Origin of the sequence: Streptomyces sp. NPDC101776, assembly GCF_044766845.1 — a bacterium.
Classification (GTDB): Bacteria; Actinomycetota; Actinomycetes; order Streptomycetales; family Streptomycetaceae; genus Streptomyces.
The window spans coordinates 373,135-388,770 of record NZ_JBIWMV010000004.1 but is presented as its reverse complement, the minus strand read 5'-3'; the positions used below and the strand labels follow the sequence as shown (position 1 = coordinate 388,770).

General features: G+C 72.1%; 13 protein-coding genes and 1 pseudogene. 5 read left to right on the top strand and 9 right to left on the bottom strand.

The features are described 5' to 3' along the window. Positions 1 to 18: 18 nt before the first annotated feature. Entirely contained in the window at positions 19 to 441 is a 423-nt protein-coding gene (locus ACIRRY_RS17015; RefSeq protein ID WP_403972988.1) for a pyridoxamine 5'-phosphate oxidase family protein, read from the top strand. A gap of 113 nt (positions 442 to 554) precedes the next feature. Beyond that, on the top strand, positions 555 to 1,580 hold the full coding sequence (locus tag ACIRRY_RS17010; RefSeq protein WP_403972986.1) for a phosphotransferase: 1,026 nt from the start codon (positions 555 to 557) through the stop codon (positions 1,578 to 1,580). Between the two features lie 110 nt (positions 1,581 to 1,690). Here the strand turns inward: ACIRRY_RS17010 and ACIRRY_RS17005 are convergent, their stop codons facing one another. After that, positions 1,691 to 3,280 (bottom strand): protein kinase, encoded by a 1,590-nt coding sequence (locus tag ACIRRY_RS17005; RefSeq protein WP_403972984.1) that lies wholly within the window; start codon positions 3,278 to 3,280, stop codon positions 1,691 to 1,693. A 321-nt stretch (positions 3,281 to 3,601) separates the two neighbouring features. Here ACIRRY_RS17005 and ACIRRY_RS17000 point away from each other — a divergent pair, with 321 nt between their 5' ends. After that, on the top strand, positions 3,602 to 5,218 hold the full coding sequence (locus ACIRRY_RS17000) for a protein kinase (RefSeq protein WP_403972982.1): 1,617 nt from the start codon (positions 3,602 to 3,604) through the stop codon (positions 5,216 to 5,218). Positions 5,219 to 5,299: 81 nt separating this feature from the next. On the opposite strand, the gene ACIRRY_RS16995 is transcribed toward ACIRRY_RS17000, so the two are convergent. After that, positions 5,300 to 5,839, bottom strand: coding sequence for a bacterial proteasome activator family protein (locus ACIRRY_RS16995; RefSeq protein WP_403972980.1), 540 nt, complete (start codon positions 5,837 to 5,839; stop codon positions 5,300 to 5,302). A gap of 162 nt (positions 5,840 to 6,001) precedes the next feature. Here ACIRRY_RS16995 and ACIRRY_RS16990 point away from each other — a divergent pair, with 162 nt between their 5' ends. After that, a complete protein-coding gene (locus tag ACIRRY_RS16990) occupies positions 6,002 to 6,685 on the top strand; it encodes a hypothetical protein (protein ID WP_403972978.1) in 684 nt (227 codons plus the stop codon). Between the two features lie 13 nt (positions 6,686 to 6,698). On the opposite strand, the gene ACIRRY_RS16985 is transcribed toward ACIRRY_RS16990, so the two are convergent. From ACIRRY_RS16985 to pdhA, 7 genes and pseudogenes are all read right to left on the bottom strand, one after another. Further along, complete coding sequence (locus ACIRRY_RS16985; RefSeq protein WP_403972975.1) at positions 6,699 to 7,679, bottom strand: NAD(P)H-quinone oxidoreductase; 981 nt, start codon at positions 7,677 to 7,679, stop codon at positions 6,699 to 6,701. Positions 7,680 to 7,783: 104 nt separating this feature from the next. Next, positions 7,784 to 8,878 carry a potassium channel family protein gene (locus ACIRRY_RS16980; protein WP_403972974.1) on the bottom strand — a complete coding sequence of 365 codons (1,095 nt, stop codon included), beginning with the start codon at positions 8,876 to 8,878 and terminating at the stop codon, positions 7,784 to 7,786. Next, on the bottom strand, positions 8,875 to 10,257 hold the full coding sequence (locus tag ACIRRY_RS16975) for a molybdopterin molybdotransferase MoeA (RefSeq protein WP_403972971.1): 1,383 nt from the start codon (positions 10,255 to 10,257) through the stop codon (positions 8,875 to 8,877). Before ACIRRY_RS16975 ends, ACIRRY_RS16980 begins: the two co-directional genes overlap by 4 nt. Positions 10,258 to 10,514: 257 nt before the next feature. Beyond that, positions 10,515 to 11,432 (bottom strand): annotated as a pseudogene (locus tag ACIRRY_RS16970) (NTP transferase domain-containing protein); the annotation flags it as partial. A gap of 54 nt (positions 11,433 to 11,486) precedes the next feature. Then, complete coding sequence (locus tag ACIRRY_RS16965; RefSeq protein WP_403972968.1) at positions 11,487 to 12,812, bottom strand: dihydrolipoamide acetyltransferase family protein; 1,326 nt, start codon at positions 12,810 to 12,812, stop codon at positions 11,487 to 11,489. After that, a complete protein-coding gene (locus tag ACIRRY_RS16960) occupies positions 12,812 to 13,816 on the bottom strand; it encodes an alpha-ketoacid dehydrogenase subunit beta (protein WP_403972966.1) in 1,005 nt (334 codons plus the stop codon). The genes ACIRRY_RS16965 and ACIRRY_RS16960 overlap by 1 nt, the downstream gene beginning before the upstream one ends. Then, positions 13,813 to 14,949, bottom strand: a complete 1,137-nt coding sequence (gene pdhA / locus ACIRRY_RS16955) for a pyruvate dehydrogenase (acetyl-transferring) E1 component subunit alpha (protein ID WP_403972963.1) — start codon at positions 14,947 to 14,949, stop codon at positions 13,813 to 13,815. The genes ACIRRY_RS16960 and pdhA overlap by 4 nt, the downstream gene beginning before the upstream one ends. A gap of 189 nt (positions 14,950 to 15,138) precedes the next feature. Here pdhA and ACIRRY_RS16950 point away from each other — a divergent pair, with 189 nt between their 5' ends. After that, complete coding sequence (locus tag ACIRRY_RS16950) at positions 15,139 to 15,624, top strand: Lrp/AsnC family transcriptional regulator (protein WP_403973616.1); 486 nt, start codon at positions 15,139 to 15,141, stop codon at positions 15,622 to 15,624. Positions 15,625 to 15,636: the final 12 nt, after the last annotated feature.

Sequence of the window (15,636 nt, the reverse complement as noted above, 5' to 3'; positions counted from 1 at the left end):
GACACGGACAGTGGTCACATGCCCGAGGACGCACAGCTCGCCGTCGACCTGCTCGCACGTACCGACCACGGCAGGGTGGCCACCACCCTGCGGGCGCTGCCCTTCCTGGCCTTCGCCAGCCACATCGTGCAGGACGGCCGGCTGCTGCTGCGCATGCCCCGGAGCCACGGCTACCACCACGCGTGCGTGGGCAGCGTCGTCGCCTACGGGGCCGACAACCTGGGCTCGGCCGGGCCGGGCGAGGGCCTGTGGTCCGCGCAGGTCGTGGGCGCGTGCGAGACGTACGAGCCGACGGCCGACCAGGTCGAACGTTTCGGCGCCGCTCCGGACACGGTGGACGGCGAGTCGTACGAGCCGGTCTATCTGTGCGTCGAGCCGCGACTGGGCACCGTGCACTCGACGGACGGCGGCCTCGAAAGGCACTTCGGGCGCACCCTGTGACCGAAAGCGACCATCGGCGACCGAGCGGTGACTTTCTGTGACAAATCGCAGCTCACGGGCCCGTCCCGTGCCCTAGCATCGGCCGCGTGCCGCCCTTACGTGTACCACCCCCCGTGCCCCACGCGCCCCCGCTGGGCGCCCTCCTCCGCCAGTACGCCGCCGGGTCCGCCGTCACCTGCGAACCTGTCGAACAGGGCCTGCTGAACCGCGGCTACCGGCTCCGCACGACCCGCGGACGCTACTTCCTCAAGCACCACTTCGACCCCGAGACCGCGGACCCGGCGGCGATCGCCCGCCAGCACACCGCGACCCGGCGCCTGGCCGACCTCGGCGTGCCCGTGGCACCCCCGCTTCCGGCCCGCGACGGCCGTACGGTCGCCGTCGTGGGTGGGCACGCCTACGCCCTGCACCCCTGGATCGACGGCCGGCACCGCCACGGCGGCCAGTTGACCACCGCCCAGTGCGGACGCCTCGGCGCGCTGCTGGGGGTCGTCCACGCGAGCCTGGAGCGGGTCATGCCGGGGCGGCGGGAGGAGTGCGCGCCGGGGGCCGACCCCGCCGACACCTTCGCCCTCATCGACGACCTGCTCGGGCACGTCCGCAGGCACCGGCCCGCCGACGCCTTCGACGAACTGGCCCGCCACCGGCTGCTGGAGCGGCGCGAGTTGCTGGAACGGCACGCGGACCGACGGCCGCCGCGCGGGGCCTCCGTGGGGTGGGTGCACGGCGACTTCCACCCGTTCAACCTGCTCTACAAGGGCGACGCCCCCGCCGCGATCGTCGACTGGGACCGGCTCGGCGTACAGCCCCGCGCCGAGGAGGCCGTACGCGCCGCCGCGATCTTCTTCGTACGGCCCGACGGGACCCTGGACCTGCCGAAGGTGCGGGCGTACGCACACGCGTACCGGCGTTCGGCGCGTGCCACGCCCTCCGAACTCGCCGCCGCCGTGCACCGGGTGTGGTGGGAGCGGCTCAACGACTTCTGGATGCTGCGCTGGCACTACGAACGCGGCGACACCCGCGCGGACCCCCAGTTCCCGGCCGCCTCGGCACTCGCCGTGTGGTGGACGCGGGAGTACGACGCGGTGCGCGAGTCGTTCGCGGATGCGCTCCCCAGGGGCACTGCTGAAGCTCCCTAGAGGCACTGCTCAAACGGCACGCGCGCGCGGACCCCCATTTCGAGAGCCCCTCTACAGGGGCCCTTTTTCAGGGGTGCACGCGCGCGTGAAGTGCTGTTCGGCCGGCCCGGTCAGCCGCCGCCGAGGGCACCGGCGACAGTGTTGCCACCGTCGTCGCCGCCGTCGTCACCGGTGCCGCTCGTGTCCGACGGGTCCGACGAGACGGTCGGGGACGGGCTGTTCGAGGGCTCCCTGGAGACCGTCGGGGTCGGCGAGCTCGACGGCTTCTCGGTGGCCGTCTCCGACTGGGTGTACGAGGGCGTGGCCGACTGCGTGTACTGCGAACCGGAACTCGTACCGCTGTCGTCCGTGTCCGATTCCGTCGGCGAAGCGGTCGTGTCGTCGCTCGGCGTCTCGCTGGACTGGTCGTCGGTCGCCGACTGCGAGGTGGTCGGCGACTGCGAGGTGCCCGAACCTCCGGTGCCGTTACCAGTGTTGTTCACCGCCAACGCCACACCCGCCGCGATGGCGATCACCGCGAGCACGGCCAGGATCCACAGCTTGCCCCGGCCGCTGCCGTGGTTGCCGTGCCCCTCGAAACCGCCGTCGTCGCCGTTGCCGTAACCGCCCGGCAGGATCGGCTGCGGGATCTGCGTGGTCCCGGAGGCGTCGCCCTGGGGCATCGCGGTCGTCCCGCCGAAGCCCCCGGGCGGGGTCTGCTGACCGTTCGCCACGGTCACCGGGCCGGTGTTCCAGGTGCCGGTGTGGCCGCCCTGGTCGTAGAGCATCTGGAGGCCGTACTGGACGAGCCCGCGCATCTCCTCGGCCGTCTGGAAGCGGTCGTCCGGGTCCTTGGCGAGGGAGCGCATGACGAGGCCGTCGAGCTCCGGCGGGCAGACGCCGTTCGAGGTCTGGGACGGCGGGACCGGGATGTCCTGGACGTGCTGGTAGACCACCGACAGGGGCGTCTCGCCGGTGAACGGGGGCCGCAGCGCGAGGAGTTCGTAGAGGAGGCAGCCCGTCGCGTACAGGTCGGAGCGGTGGTCGACGGCCTTGCCGAGCGCCTGCTCCGGGGAGAGGTACTGGGGCGTGCCCATGACCATGCCGGTCTGCGTCATCGTCGTGGACGCGCCGTGCAGGGCGCGCGCGATGCCGAAGTCCATGACCTTGACCGCGCCGTTGTGCGTGATGATCACGTTCGCGGGCTTGATGTCGCGGTGCACGATGCCGTGCTGGTGCGAGTAGGCGAGCGCCTCCAGGACACCGGAGACGATGATCAGGGCCTGCTCGGGCCCGGGCGCCTCGGCGTTCAGGAGCAGGTCGCGGATCGTGCGGCCCTCGACGATCTCCATCACGATGTACGGGACCGACAGGCCCGCGGAGTAGCCGCTGGTGGCCACCGCGTCCTCGCCGGAGTCGTACACGGCGACGATCGCGTGGTGGTTGAGTCCGGCCACCGACTGGGCCTCGCGCGTGAAGCGGGCCTTCGAGGTCGGGTCCTCGGCCAGGTCCGAGCGGAGCAGCTTGACCGCCACCGTGCGCCCGAGCCGTACGTCCTCGGCCGCGAAGACCTCGGCCATACCGCCGCGACCCAGCCGGTGGGTCAACCGGTACCGGCCGTCGCCGACCAGTCCGCCGTTGCCCCACAGCTCCGGTGCGTCCGACATTCCGCCGCCAGCCGCCTCGGGGTCGGACGGGCCCTGAGCGTGCTGCTGTGCCATCAGTCCTCGCCGTCGTTTCTGCCCGCGGTGCGCGCGGTGTTGTTACGGTCTCCGTCGGCCACGCTACAGGCTCGGCGCAAGCCGTCGGTCCGGGATCAGTGCCGGAATCGTCCGGAGACGGACCGGTCATCAAATCGGTATCACGTGCCGTCGTGCAAGTTCCGTGTACCGCCTGTACAGCACCTGTAACGCTTCCGCGGCTCTTCTTTCGCGTACGGTCACGGATCGGGCACCGCGCTTGACGTGTCAGTGCCCTCCGGCAGACTTGGCCGGGAATCGCACGTTCGATCACTGAGCCGGCGCCGATGGGGGACACGGAAGATGAGTCAGGACGGCGCACAGGGCCGGTACGCGGGGCGCGCGCTGGCAGGTGGCCGGTATCAACTGCGTGATCTGCTCGGCGAGGGCGGCATGGCCTCGGTGCACCTGGCCTACGACTCGGTGCTCGACCGCCAGGTCGCGATCAAGACACTGCATACCGAACTCGGCCGGGAACAGGCCTTCCGCGAGCGTTTCCGCCGCGAGGCCCAGGCCGTGGCCAAGCTCACCCACACCAACATCGTCTCGGTCTTCGACACCGGCGAGGACGCCCTCGACGGCACGACGATGCCGTACATCGTCATGGAGTACGTCGAGGGCCGCCCGCTCGGCTCCGTGCTCGACGAGGACGTACGGCAGGTGGGCGCGATGCCCGCCGACAAGGCGCTGCGGATCACCGCGGACGTGCTGGCCGCGCTCGACATCAGTCACGAGATGGGCCTGGTGCACCGGGACATCAAGCCGGGCAACGTGATGATGACCAAGCGCGGGGTCGTCAAGGTCATGGACTTCGGCATCGCCCGCGCCATGCAGTCCGGGGTCACGTCGATGACCCAGACCGGCATGGTCGTCGGCACCCCGCAGTACCTCTCGCCGGAGCAGGCGCTCGGCCGGGGCGTGGACGCGCGCAGCGACCTGTACTCGGTCGGCATCATGCTGTTCCAACTGGTCACCGGGCGACTGCCGTTCGACGCGGACTCGCCGCTGGCCATCGCGTACGCGCATGTTCAGGAGGAGCCGGTCGCGCCCTCCTCGATCAACCGTTCCCTGCCGCCGGCCGTGGACGCGCTCGTCGCCCGCGCGCTGAAGAAGAACCCGAACGAGCGCTTCCCCAGCGCCGAGACCATGCGCGACGAGTGTCTGCGGGTCGCGAACTCGCTGCACACGGCTGCCCCGAGCATCGTCCCGGGCACGCCCGCGCAGAGCGGCGCCGGCGTCGGCGCCGCGGTGTTCCCGCCGGTCGACCAGGCGGCCCCGGCGCCCTCCGGCCCCGTACAGACGCCGTACCAGCCGGGTCCCTACGGCGGCGCACCCGCGCACGCGCCCGCACCGGCCTACGGCTATCCGCAGCCGGCCGGCTATCAGACGCCGCCCTCGGCCGGGTTCGGGCAGCAGGGCATCGCGACCCCGCCGCCGTACAACCTGGCACCCCAGCCGGGGGATGGCGGCAGGAGCAACAGACCGGTGATCATCGGCTCCGCCGTTGTCGCCGTCCTCGCGATCGGCGCCCTGATCGTCGCCCTGTCGCTGAACGGCGGCGGCGATGACGACGCGAAGGGCGGCGACAGCAGCGCGAGTGCGAGCACCTCGGTGACGGCGGTCGAGGGCCACCGCGACGGCGACACGTCCAAGACCGTCGAGACGACCGCGTGCACGGAGCCCGAGGAGTCGTACAACGACCCCGGCAAGATCCAGGTCCCGGACTTCCAGTTCAAGTACATCGACTCGGTCAAGACCTGCCTCCAGGCCGCGGGCTGGAAGGTGAAGGTCAAGTCCCAGGACGAGAACACCTACGGCCAGGGCACGGTCATGGAACAGTTCCCGGCGGCCGGCACGGACGTGGACCCCAAGGACATGCCCCAGATCCAGCTGGGTGTGTCGACGGGCAACCCGTCCTGACCCGGTGATCCCGTCCTGACCCCGTGATGTGGAAGGGCCCGGCAGCGAGTGCTGCCGGGCCCTTTGGGCAAGTGAGGGTGTTTACAGGTACGGGCCGCTCACGCGCCCGGCGCCCGGCTGCCCCTCCTCGGCACCGTCGCCGACACCCGGCGGCAGCGCCCGGCGCATCTGCTCCAACTGCGCCCGCGCGGCCATCTGCTGGGCGAACAGCGTGGTCTGGATCCCATGGAACAGCCCCTCCAGCCAGCCCACCAACTGGGCCTGCGAGATGCGCAGTTCCGCGTCGCTCGGCGTCACGTCGTCCGTGAACGGCAGCGACAGCCGCTCCAGCTCGTCCACCAGCTCGGGCGCCAGACCGTCCTCCAGCTCCTTCACGGAGCTGCGATGGATCTCCTTGAGCCGGACCCGGCTGGCTTCGTCGAGGGGAGCCGCACGCACCTCCTCGAGAAGCTGCTTGATCATGCTGCCGATCCGCATGACCTTGGCAGGCTGTTCCACCATCTCCGTCACCGGGATCTCGCGGGAGTCCTCGTCCCCGGTGCCACCGAGCGCCATTCCGTCCTGTCCCACGACCAGGATCTGAGGCTTCTCCGGTGACCTTTCGTTCCTCGGCATCTCCATGCAGCCATTCTCTCGCACTCGTACACCTCACCACCCTGGTGCCCCCCTCGAAGGGTGATCCACCGTCTCCGCATGGCCGAACCCGGAGTGCCGGAGCGCCCACCCGATGTGACGCTGATTCCGTCGATCTTGCCGCCTCGGCTTCGGGAGGGGGTCACGCACGTGACTCCATCACTGCGCACACCGCCCTTGCTCCGCGCGACCGGACTCCTGCTCGCCCTGAGCGCGGGGCCGGTGGTCGGTCCGTACGGGGGTGCTCTGGCGTACGGCAGGGAGGTGGGGGGTGCGGTGAGGGGTGGTCCGGGTGTGGTTGCCGTCCGGAGCGACGGGGCTACGGCTGCCGCCGCGTCCGAGCCCGGCTCGCACCCCGGCCCCAGTGCCCGTCCCGGCTCCGATGCCAGCCACCTCTCCGCCCATGAGCAGCCCCATCCGCATTCCGCGACCCATGCACCGGGCCCAGGCGATGCCCTCGCCCCTGCCTCCCCGGATCCCTCCAGGGCCGGAAGCCGGGCGGGCGAAGGACGGCAACGGCCGGGCCGTACCGCCGAGCCGACCGCCGAGGAGGACGAGGACGAGAGCGGCGGAGGAGATGGGGGCGAGGGTGACGGCGATGACACGAGCGCGCCGAAAGTGGACGAGGACAGTCCCGCGCCCGCCGACTCCGCGTCTCAGGAGGCGGCACCCGTGCCCTCCTCGTCGCCGCTTCAGCCCCTGCACCAGACGGTCACCCACGCCGAGGACCCCGCCGGGTCCGTGCTGCGGATCCTGCCGCTGGGCAGCGGTCTGATCCTCATCGGACTCGGCCTGGGACTCGCCTTCATCGGCCTGCGGGTACGCCGGAGCTAGGGTCTGCGCGGATCTACGGCGCGACGAGCAGCACCTTCCCGATGTGCCCGCTGTCCTCCAGCACCTGGTGCGCGGCCGGGGCCTCGCTCATCGCCAGCTCCCGGTCGACGACCGGTCGGATCTGACCGGACTCGATCAGCGGCCACACATGCTCGCGCACGGCGGCGACGATGGCCGCCTTCTCGCCGAGCGGGCGGGCCCGCAGCGAGGTCGCGCTGATCGCGGCCCGCTTGCCGAGGAGGGCGGCGATGTTGAGTTCGGCCTTGATGCCGCCCTGCAATCCGATGATCGCGAGCCGCCCGTTGACCGCGAGGGCCTGGACGTTGCGGTCCAGGTACTTGGCGCCCATGTTGTCGAGGATGACGTCGGCGCCCGCACCGCCGGTGGCCTGCGCGATCTCGGCGACGAAGTCCTGCTCGCGGTAGTTGATCAGGATGTCGGCGCCCAGCTCGGCGCAGTAGTCGAGCTTCTCCTTGGTACCGGCGGTGACGGCGACCTTCGCGCCGACGGCCTTGGCGAGCTGGATCGCCATGGTGCCGATGCCGCTGGAACCGCCGTGCACGAGGAGCGTCTCGGTGGGGCGGAGGTGGGCGACCATGAAGACGTTGGACCAGACCGTGCAGACCACCTCGGGCAGCGCCGCGGCCTGCTTCAGGTCGATGCCCGCGGGCACGGGCAGCAACTGCCCGGCCGGAACGGCGACCTTCTCGGCGTAACCCCCGCCCGCGAGCAGCGCGCACACCTCGTCGCCGACCGACCATCCGGAGACGCCGGGACCGATCTCGGTGATCCGGCCGGAGCATTCGAGGCCGGGGTAGGGGGACGCGCCGGGCGGCGGGTTGTAGAAGCCCTGGCGTTGCATGATGTCGGCCCGGTTGACCGCGCTGGCCACCACCTCGACCAGTACCTCGCCCTCGCTGGCCACCGGATCCGGGACCTCGTCCCACACCAGCGCCTCGGGCCCACCAGGTTCGGAAATCGTGATCGCATGCATGAGCCCGACGCTACTCCTCGTCGTACGGCCGACCGCCGAAGGTGGGTCGTCGGTGCGACAACAGCCGCAGGTGGCGGGTCACGGCGGCAGCGGCCGAGAGTGGATCATTGCGGCAACGGCCGGGTGTCCGGCGCGACCTGTGAACCCGGCGAGACCCGCACGATGGTGATGAGCCGGTCGGTGAGTTGCAACGTCCCGATGGCCGGGTCGTCGTAGCCGAGCACCCGATGTCCCCGTACGACGCTCACCACCAGGTCGTCCGTGTCGCGCGGCAACTTGCCCACCTCGGCCTTTATGACCGGGCGTTCGGTCATGTCGAGCCCGCTGCCCTGCTGGATGAGGTCCTCCATGACCATGCCGGCGGCGGGGCTGAGCACGGACAGGCCGAGCAGCCGGCCGGCCGCGCTGGCGCTGGTGATGACGGCGTCGGCGCCGGACTGCTTGAGCAGCGGCGCGTTCTCCTCCTCGCGGACGGCGGCCACGATCTTCGCGCCGCGGTTGAGCTGCCGGGCCGTGAGGGTCACCAGCACGGCCGTGTCGTCGCGCTGTGTCGCGATGATGATCTGCCGTGCCTTGTGCACCTCGGCCCGCTTCAGGACCTCGCTGCGGGTGGCGTCCCCGACGACCCCGACGTATCCCTCGCTGCTCGCCGCCTCGATCGCCTTCCCGCTGGGGTCGACCACGACGACCTGTTCCTTCTTCAGCCCCGTCGCGCACACGGTCTGGATCGCCGACCGCCCCTTCGTACCGAAGCCGATGACGACGGTGTGATCCCGCAAGGTGGACCTCCAGCGGTTGAGGCGCCATTCCTCCCGGGTGCGTTCGGTGAGGACTTCGAGGGTGGTGCCGACCAGGACGATCAGGAACAGCACCCGCAGCGGCGTGACGACGAGGATGTTGGTGAGCCGGGCGCCGTCGCTGACCGGGGTGATGTCTCCGTAGCCGGTGGTCGAGAGCGTGACCGTGGCGTAGTAGAAGGCATCGAGGAGATCGACCGAGCCGTCCGAGTTGTCGTTGTAGCCCTCGTGATCGACATAGACGATCAACGCGGTCGCGACCAGCAGCAACAGCGCGATGGACAGCCGTTTGGCGACCTGCTGGAAGGGGTGCTCGACCACTTTCTTCGGGAGTTCCACCCGATGGGTCACGAGATGCTCGTCCGCCTGGCGGGCGATCGCATCATGGCCCGATTGTTTCACGTGAAACACACCCCGATCCCGGCGGCCGCCCAGGGCAGATCGATGAGTTCCGCCTGCTGCCCCTGCCGCGCGCCACCGGGCGGTACGACCGCGAGCGCGTCGGCCGCCGCGATCCCGCGCAGCATGGCCGGGCCGTTGAAGTGCAGCGGAACGGCCCGGTCGCCGCGCAGTACGGCGGGGACGAGCCGGGTGTCGTACGGGTGCCCGTGCACCGCGTCCTGGAGGGGCAGCGCGTAGGGCTCCGGGGCGGGGTGTGCCGACAGGGTCCGCAGCAGCGGTTCGGCGAGGGTGAGCAGGCCGGAGATCGCGGCCAGCGGGTTGCCGGGCAGGCCGACGAGGTGCTGGTCGTCCTTGATGCGGGCCAGCAGCATGGGGTGGCCGGGGCGTACCTTCACGCCGTCCACGAGGAGTTCGGCGCCGATGCGATGCAGGGTGGCGTGGACGTGGTCGACCGGGCCGGAGGCGGTGCCGCCTGTGGTGACGACAAGGTCGGCGGTGCTGCCCGTGACGGCCTTGTGCAGCGCCTTCGCGTCGTCGCCGAGCCGACGGACCGCGGTCACCTCGGCGCCGAGTGCGCGCAGCCAGGACGGCAGCATCGGGCCGAGAGCGTCCCGGATGAACCCGTCGTGGGGCAGTCCAGCCGTGAGCAACTCGTCGCCCAGGATGAGCACTTCGACCCTGGGGCGGGGTACGGCGGTGAGCGTGTCGTAGCCGGCGGCCGCGGCGAGACCGAGCACCGCCGGGGTCACCAGGGTGCCGCCGGGCAGCAGATGGTCGCCGCTACGGCACTCCTGGCCGCGCGGGCGGATGTCCTGGCCGTGTCCGACGTCCCGGGCCGCGTGCAGGCGGCCCTTGTCGTCGGTGCGGCCGTGTTCGCTGCGGATGACGCCGGTGGCGTCGGCGGGGACCCGGGCGCCGGTCGCGATCCGCACGGCCTCGCCGTCGCTCAACGGCTCGGGCTGCGCGTGCCCGGCGAGCACCCCGTCCTCGCGTACGGCCCAGGGGCCGGGGCCCGCGACCGCCCAGCCGTCCATCGCGGAGGTGTCGAACGACGGCAGGTCGCTCAGCGCGACGAGCGGCGCGGCCAGGACCAGGCCGAGAGCGGAGTCGAGGGCCACGGAGACGGGGGCACGGCGGGTACCAGGACGGGCGGCGCGGGCCGCGATCCTGCGGGCCTCGGGCCAGGGGGTGGCTCGGTGCCGGGACTCCGGTGTGTGGGGTGCGCCGGGAGGTTGGGGCGTGTCCCGCGGTGGGGGCGGAGGCTCGGCGGCGTCTCCGCTACTGCCTGCGTTCACGAGGGCGAGGACCTCCTCGACGTCGAGATCCTCGACGTCCTGGGTGTGCCCGCCGGTGTGCGTGTGCGTGCCGCGCGCGGTCATGCGGTGGAGTCCGGGTGCGGGGTGGACGGGGCGTCGGGGTTCGACTCGGATGCGGCCTGCTGCGCGGCGCCGGGCTTTGTCGGGTGCTCGGAGTCGGGGGTGGCGTCGGTCGCGCCGGGCGCGGCACCGGGCTTTGCACGGAGCTCGGAGTCGGCGCCGGGCTTCGCTCCGGGCGCGGACTTGTAGGCGGCCTCGGGCGTGGGATCGGACGTCGTGTCGGGGCCGGGGGCGGGCTCCTTCGTCTCCGGGACTGCTTCGGATGGGGCGACGGGCGTGGCCCCGGAAGCCCCCTCGTCCGCCCAGCGCAGCGCGAGGGCGACGGCCTTGCGGGCGGCCTCGGCGACCGCTTCGGGTCCGCCCTTGCCCTGCGCCGCCGCATAACCGACCAGGAAGGTGGTCAGCGGGGCGGCGGGCCTGGCCACTCCGTGGGCCGCGTCGCGGGCGAGGTCGAGCAGAATGCCGGTGTCGACTTCCAGGTCGATGCCCAGTTCGTCCTTGACTGCGGAAATCCATTCATCCAACACGTGCCCATGCTCCCTGATGCGTGCCCTGGCGGTGACGAGGTCGTCCCAGGTGTCGCAATCGAAGGACGCGACGGGGTCGGGGACGCGGGTGAGATCGAGCGCGGCGGTCAGCCTGCGCAGGGGCAGCCCGGTGAGGCCGCCGTGCGCTTCTGTGAGTGCGGTCAGCTCTCGGCGGAGCGGCGCCGCCCTGTACGCGGCCACGAGCGGCTGATCACGCCCGTCGGCGTCGGTGAGCAGCGCCCCTTCGGCACCGCTGCTCAGCAACGTGGTCAACAGCCGCCGTACGGTGGCCACTTCGAGGAACGGCAGATCGGCCGAGAGGACCACGACGGCGTCAACGGTGGTGTGGCGCAGACCGGCGTCGAGCGCGGCGACCGGGCCCGCGCCGGGCGGGTCCTCGCGCGCCCAGCGCACCGGCCGGAGAGTGGGCCTCGGATCGGCCACGACGACCGTGGTCACGGCGTCGGCACAGGCGCCGAGCACCCGGTCGAGCAGCGCCCGGCCACCGACCCGCAGCCCGGGCTTGTCGGCACCACCGAGCCGCCGGGCGGCACCACCGGCGAGCACGATCGCGTCGTGGGGGGTGTCGGGCACGGCATCGGCGGTGCTCGGCGCGGGGCCGAGGGCGTCGGATGGCTCGTACGCGGTCACCCCCCGAGTATGCGTGCCGCCCTGATCACAGGGAACGTGTCCGCGCCGCCGTGATCACAGGGTGCGCAACAGCACAGCCGGCTGTTCCACACAGTCCGCCACATACCGCAGGAAACCGCCCGCCGTGCCGCCGTCGCACACCCGGTGGTCGAAGGTGAGCGAGAGCTGGACGACCTGCCGGACCGCCAACTCGCCCTCGTGCACCCAGGGTTTGGGGACGATACGGCCGACGCCGAGCATGGCCGCCTCGGGGTGGTTGATGATCGGCGTGGAACCGTCGACGCCGAACACCCCGTAGTTGTTGAGCGTGAAGGTGCCGCCGGTGAGGTCCCCGGGCGTCAGCGTCCCGGTCCGGGCAGCGTCGGTGAGCCGGGCGAACTCCGTGCTCAGTGCCTCCGCGTCCCGCGTGTGCGCGTCCCGTACGACGGGCACGACGAGCCCGCGTTCGGTCTGCGCGGCGAAGCCGAGGTGGATCCGGTCGAACCGGACGACCTCCCTCGCGGCCGTGTCCACACTGGAGTTGAGCTCAGGGAACCGGGCCAGCGCGGCCGTGCAGATCCGGGCGAGGAGCGCCAGTACGGAGATCTTGGGCCCGGCGCCGGCGTTCATGGCCGCGCGGGCACGCATCAGCTCCGTCGCGTCGGCGTCCACCCAGCAGGTCGCGTCGGGGATCTCCCGGCGGCTGCGGGAGAGCTTGTCGGCCACGACGCCCCGGATGCCGCGGAGGGGGGTGCGGGTGACTCCGTCGGTCGTCGTGGGGGTGGGAGTGGGGAGTGTGGCCGGGGCGGTGGGAGGTGTGGCCGGGGGGAGGAGCGTCGCTTCCTGCGCTGTCGCCTCCTGGGCCGCCGCCGCGCGGAGCGCCTTCTCGACGTCCGCCCGCAGGATCAGCCCGTCCCGTCCGGAACCCGTCAACTCCCGCAGTTCCAGGCCGTTCTCGCGCGCGAGCCGTCGTACGAGGGGCGAGATCACGGGTACGGGCCCGTCGTCCGGAGCGGCGGGCGCGTCCTCGACCGAGGTGACGACACCGGGCCCCATCCGCCGTACCCGTCGCCGCCGCGCCGGAGGCGCCCCCGTGCCGTAGCCCACCAGCACGTTCCCCGAGCCCTCGGTCTCGGCGCCGGTTTCGCCCGTCGGCGAACCCACCGCGACCGTCAACAGCGGGGCGCCCACGGGCAGTTCGGCACCCTCCTCGCCGAAGCGGGCCGTGACGACGCCGCCGTAGGGGCAGGGGACCTCGACCATCGCCTTGGCCGTCTCGACCTCGACGACCGGTTGGTCGATGGCGACGACGTCGCCGACCTGGACCAGCCAGCGCACGATCTCCGCCTCGGTGAGGCCCTCGCCGAGGTCGGGGAGCTTGAACTCCAGTACCTGTGCCATCAGTTCTCCGCCTCCCACTGCAAGCGGCCCACGGCGTCCAGGATCCGGTCGACGCCGGGCAGGTGGTGCCGCTCCAGCATCGGCGGCGGGTACGGGATGTCGAACCCCGCGACGCGCAGCACCGGCGCCTCCAGGTGGTGGAAGCAGCGCTCGGTGACGCGGGCCGCGATCTCGCCGCCCGGGCCGCCGTAGCCGCCCGACTCGTGCACGACGAGGGCGCGGCCGGTGCGCCGTACGGACGCGCAGACCGTCTCGTCGTCGAAGGGCACCAGGGAGCGCAGGTCGACGACTTCGAGGTCCCAGCCCTCGGCCCGGGCCGCCTCGGCGGCTTCGAGGCAGACGGGCAGGGAGGGGCCGTAGGTGATGAGGGTGGCGCTGCGGCCGGGGCGGCGGACGACCGCGCGGCCGATCGGGTCGACGGGGGTCGGCTCGTCGGGGTTCCAGGTGTCCTTCGACCAGTAGAGGCGCTTGGGCTCCAGGAAGACGACCGGGTCGTCGGAGGCGATGGCGGCGCGCAGCAGGCCGTAGGCGTCGGCGACCGTGGCGGGGGTGACGACGTGCAGGCCCGGGGTGGCCATGTAGTAGGCCTCGGAGGAGTCGCTGTGGTGCTCGACGCCGCCGATGCCGCCGCCGTAGGGGACGCGGACAGTGATCGGGAGGGGCATGGCGCCGCGGGTGCGGTTGCGCATGCGGGAGACGTGGCTGATCAGTTGCTCGAACGCCGGGTAGGCGAAGGCGTCGAACTGCATCTCGACGACCGGGCGCAGGCCGTACATCGCCATGCCGACGGCCGTGCCGAGGATGCCGGCCTCGGCGAGGGGGGTGTCCGTGCAGCGGTCCTCGCCGAACTCCTTGGCGAGGCCGTCGGTGACGCGGAAGACGCCGCCGAGGGTGCCGACGTCCTCGCCCATGACGTGCACGGTGGGGTCGGCGGCCATGGCGTCACGCAACGCGCGCGTGAGGGCCTGCGCCATGGTGGCGGGCTTGAGGGCGACGGTGGTCATGAGTGCGTCCCCTCCCGCTCGGCCGCGAGCTCGGCCGCCAACTGTTCGCGCTGTTCGCGCAGTTGGGGGGTGGGCTCGGCATACACGTCGGCGAACAGGTCCATGGGGTCGAGCACCGGGTCCTGGTTCATGTGCGCGCGCAGCTCGGCCGCCATGGTCTCGGCAGCGTCGCGCGCGGCCTGGATGCCGGCCTCGTCGATGAGCCCGCGCTCGGTCAGCTCGTGCTCCAGGAGGGCGATCGGGTCGTGTGCCCGCCAGGCCTCGACCTCGGCGTCGCCCCGGTATCGGGTCGCGTCGTCGGCGTTGGTGTGGGCCTCGATGCGGTACGTGATCGCCTCGACGAGCGTGGGACCGCCGCCCTCGCGCGCGTGCCGTACGGCGTCGCTCAGCACCTCGTGCACGGCGACCGCGTCGTTGCCGTCGACCAGGCGGCCGGGCATGCCGTAGCCGACGGCCTTGTGGGCCAGGGAGGGGGCCGCGGTCTGCTTGGCGAGGGGGACGGAGATCGCGAAGCCGTTGTTCTGGACCAGGAAGACGACCGGGGCCTGCCAGACGGCGGCGAAGTTCAGCGCCTCGTGGAAGTCGCCCTCACTGGTGCCGCCGTCGCCGACCATGGCGAGCGCGACCACGTCGTCGCCCTTGAGGCGGGCCGCGTGGGCGAGGCCCACCGCGTGCGGGAGCTGGGTGGCGAGGGGGGTGCTCAGCGGGGCGATGCGGTGCTCGCGCGGGTCGTAGCCGGTGTGCCAGTCGCCGCGCAGCAGGGTGAGGGCCTGCACGGGGTCGAGGCCGCGGGCGACGGCCGCGAGGGTGTCGCGATAGCTGGGGAAGAGCCAGTCCTGCTCCTGGAGGACCAGCGCGGCGGCGACCTCGCAGGCCTCCTGCCCGGTGGTGGAGGGGTACACGGCGAGCCGGCCCTGCTTGGTGAGGGCGGTGGCCTGCGCGTTGTACCGGCGGCCACGCACCAGCTCGGCGTAGAGCCGGCGCAGCAGCCCGGGGTCGGCCTGCGCGGCGGCCCCGGTGCCGAGGACGCGGTAGGGCGCGGCGTCGGGCAGCAGCGGCGCGGGGTCCGTGCGCGGCTGCCAGGCGGGCGGCGGTGTGGGCCGGTACGCGCCCCGCTGCTCCATGACCGTCATGACGGCACCTCCTCGGGGGAGTGGCTCGGAGAGGCGCGTCGGACGTGCCGCGCCTCCCTACCGATTGTTCGGTCGTCGGCACATTTTGGCTACAGGCACCTCCAGGCTGTGGACAAACGGTTCTCCACAACCTGAAATGAACGCAGTACGTCCATGGTAGGGAGGCGGGGGGACATGGCACCTGAACAAATGGCCGAAGGCCCGGACGACAGCAGTGCCCTGCCGCCCCCGCGTCCGCTGGACGCCATCGACCAGGACATCCTGAAGATGCTCCAGGCGGACGGCCGCGCGTCGATAAGGTCGGTCGCCGAACGGGTGCACGTCTCGCGCGCCAACGCCTACGCGCGGATCAACCGGCTCATCGAGGACGGCGTCATCCGCGGCTTCGGCGCCCGGGTCGACCATGAACGCGCGGGGCAGGGCACCTCGGCGTACATCACCCTGAAGATCGTGCAGAACTCCTGGCGCACGGTCCGCGAACAGCTCAGACTCCTGCCGGGCGCCTCGCACATCGCGCAGGTGGGCGGCGACTTCGACGTGCTGCTCCTGGTGCACACCCTGGACAACCGGGCGCTGCGCGACCTGGTCCTCAACCGGCTCCAGGCGATCCCCGAGGTGCTCAGCACGCGCACGCTGCTGGTGTTCGAGGAGGAGGACCTGGAGCCCCAGGGCTGACCCGCACCCCTA

Excerpts from the sequence above, each read along its gene's own strand:
- ACIRRY_RS17015 (WP_403972988.1), top strand. The coding sequence starts at position 19 with ATGCCCGAGGACGCACAGCTCGCCGTCGACCTGCTCGCACGTACCGAC.
- ACIRRY_RS17005 (WP_403972984.1), bottom strand. The coding sequence starts at position 3,280 with ATGGCACAGCAGCACGCTCAGGGCCCGTCCGACCCCGAGGCGGCTGGC.
- ACIRRY_RS17000 (WP_403972982.1), top strand. The coding sequence starts at position 3,602 with ATGAGTCAGGACGGCGCACAGGGCCGGTACGCGGGGCGCGCGCTGGCA.
- ACIRRY_RS16995 (WP_403972980.1), bottom strand. The coding sequence starts at position 5,839 with ATGGAGATGCCGAGGAACGAAAGGTCACCGGAGAAGCCTCAGATCCTG.
- ACIRRY_RS16985 (WP_403972975.1), bottom strand. The coding sequence starts at position 7,679 with ATGCATGCGATCACGATTTCCGAACCTGGTGGGCCCGAGGCGCTGGTG.
- ACIRRY_RS16975 (WP_403972971.1), bottom strand. The coding sequence starts at position 10,257 with ATGACCGCGCGCGGCACGCACACGCACACCGGCGGGCACACCCAGGAC.
- ACIRRY_RS16965 (WP_403972968.1), bottom strand. The coding sequence starts at position 12,812 with ATGGCACAGGTACTGGAGTTCAAGCTCCCCGACCTCGGCGAGGGCCTC.
- ACIRRY_RS16960 (WP_403972966.1), bottom strand. The coding sequence starts at position 13,816 with ATGACCACCGTCGCCCTCAAGCCCGCCACCATGGCGCAGGCCCTCACG.
- pdhA (WP_403972963.1), bottom strand. The coding sequence starts at position 14,949 with ATGACGGTCATGGAGCAGCGGGGCGCGTACCGGCCCACACCGCCGCCC.
- ACIRRY_RS16950 (WP_403973616.1), top strand. The coding sequence starts at position 15,139 with ATGGCCGAAGGCCCGGACGACAGCAGTGCCCTGCCGCCCCCGCGTCCG.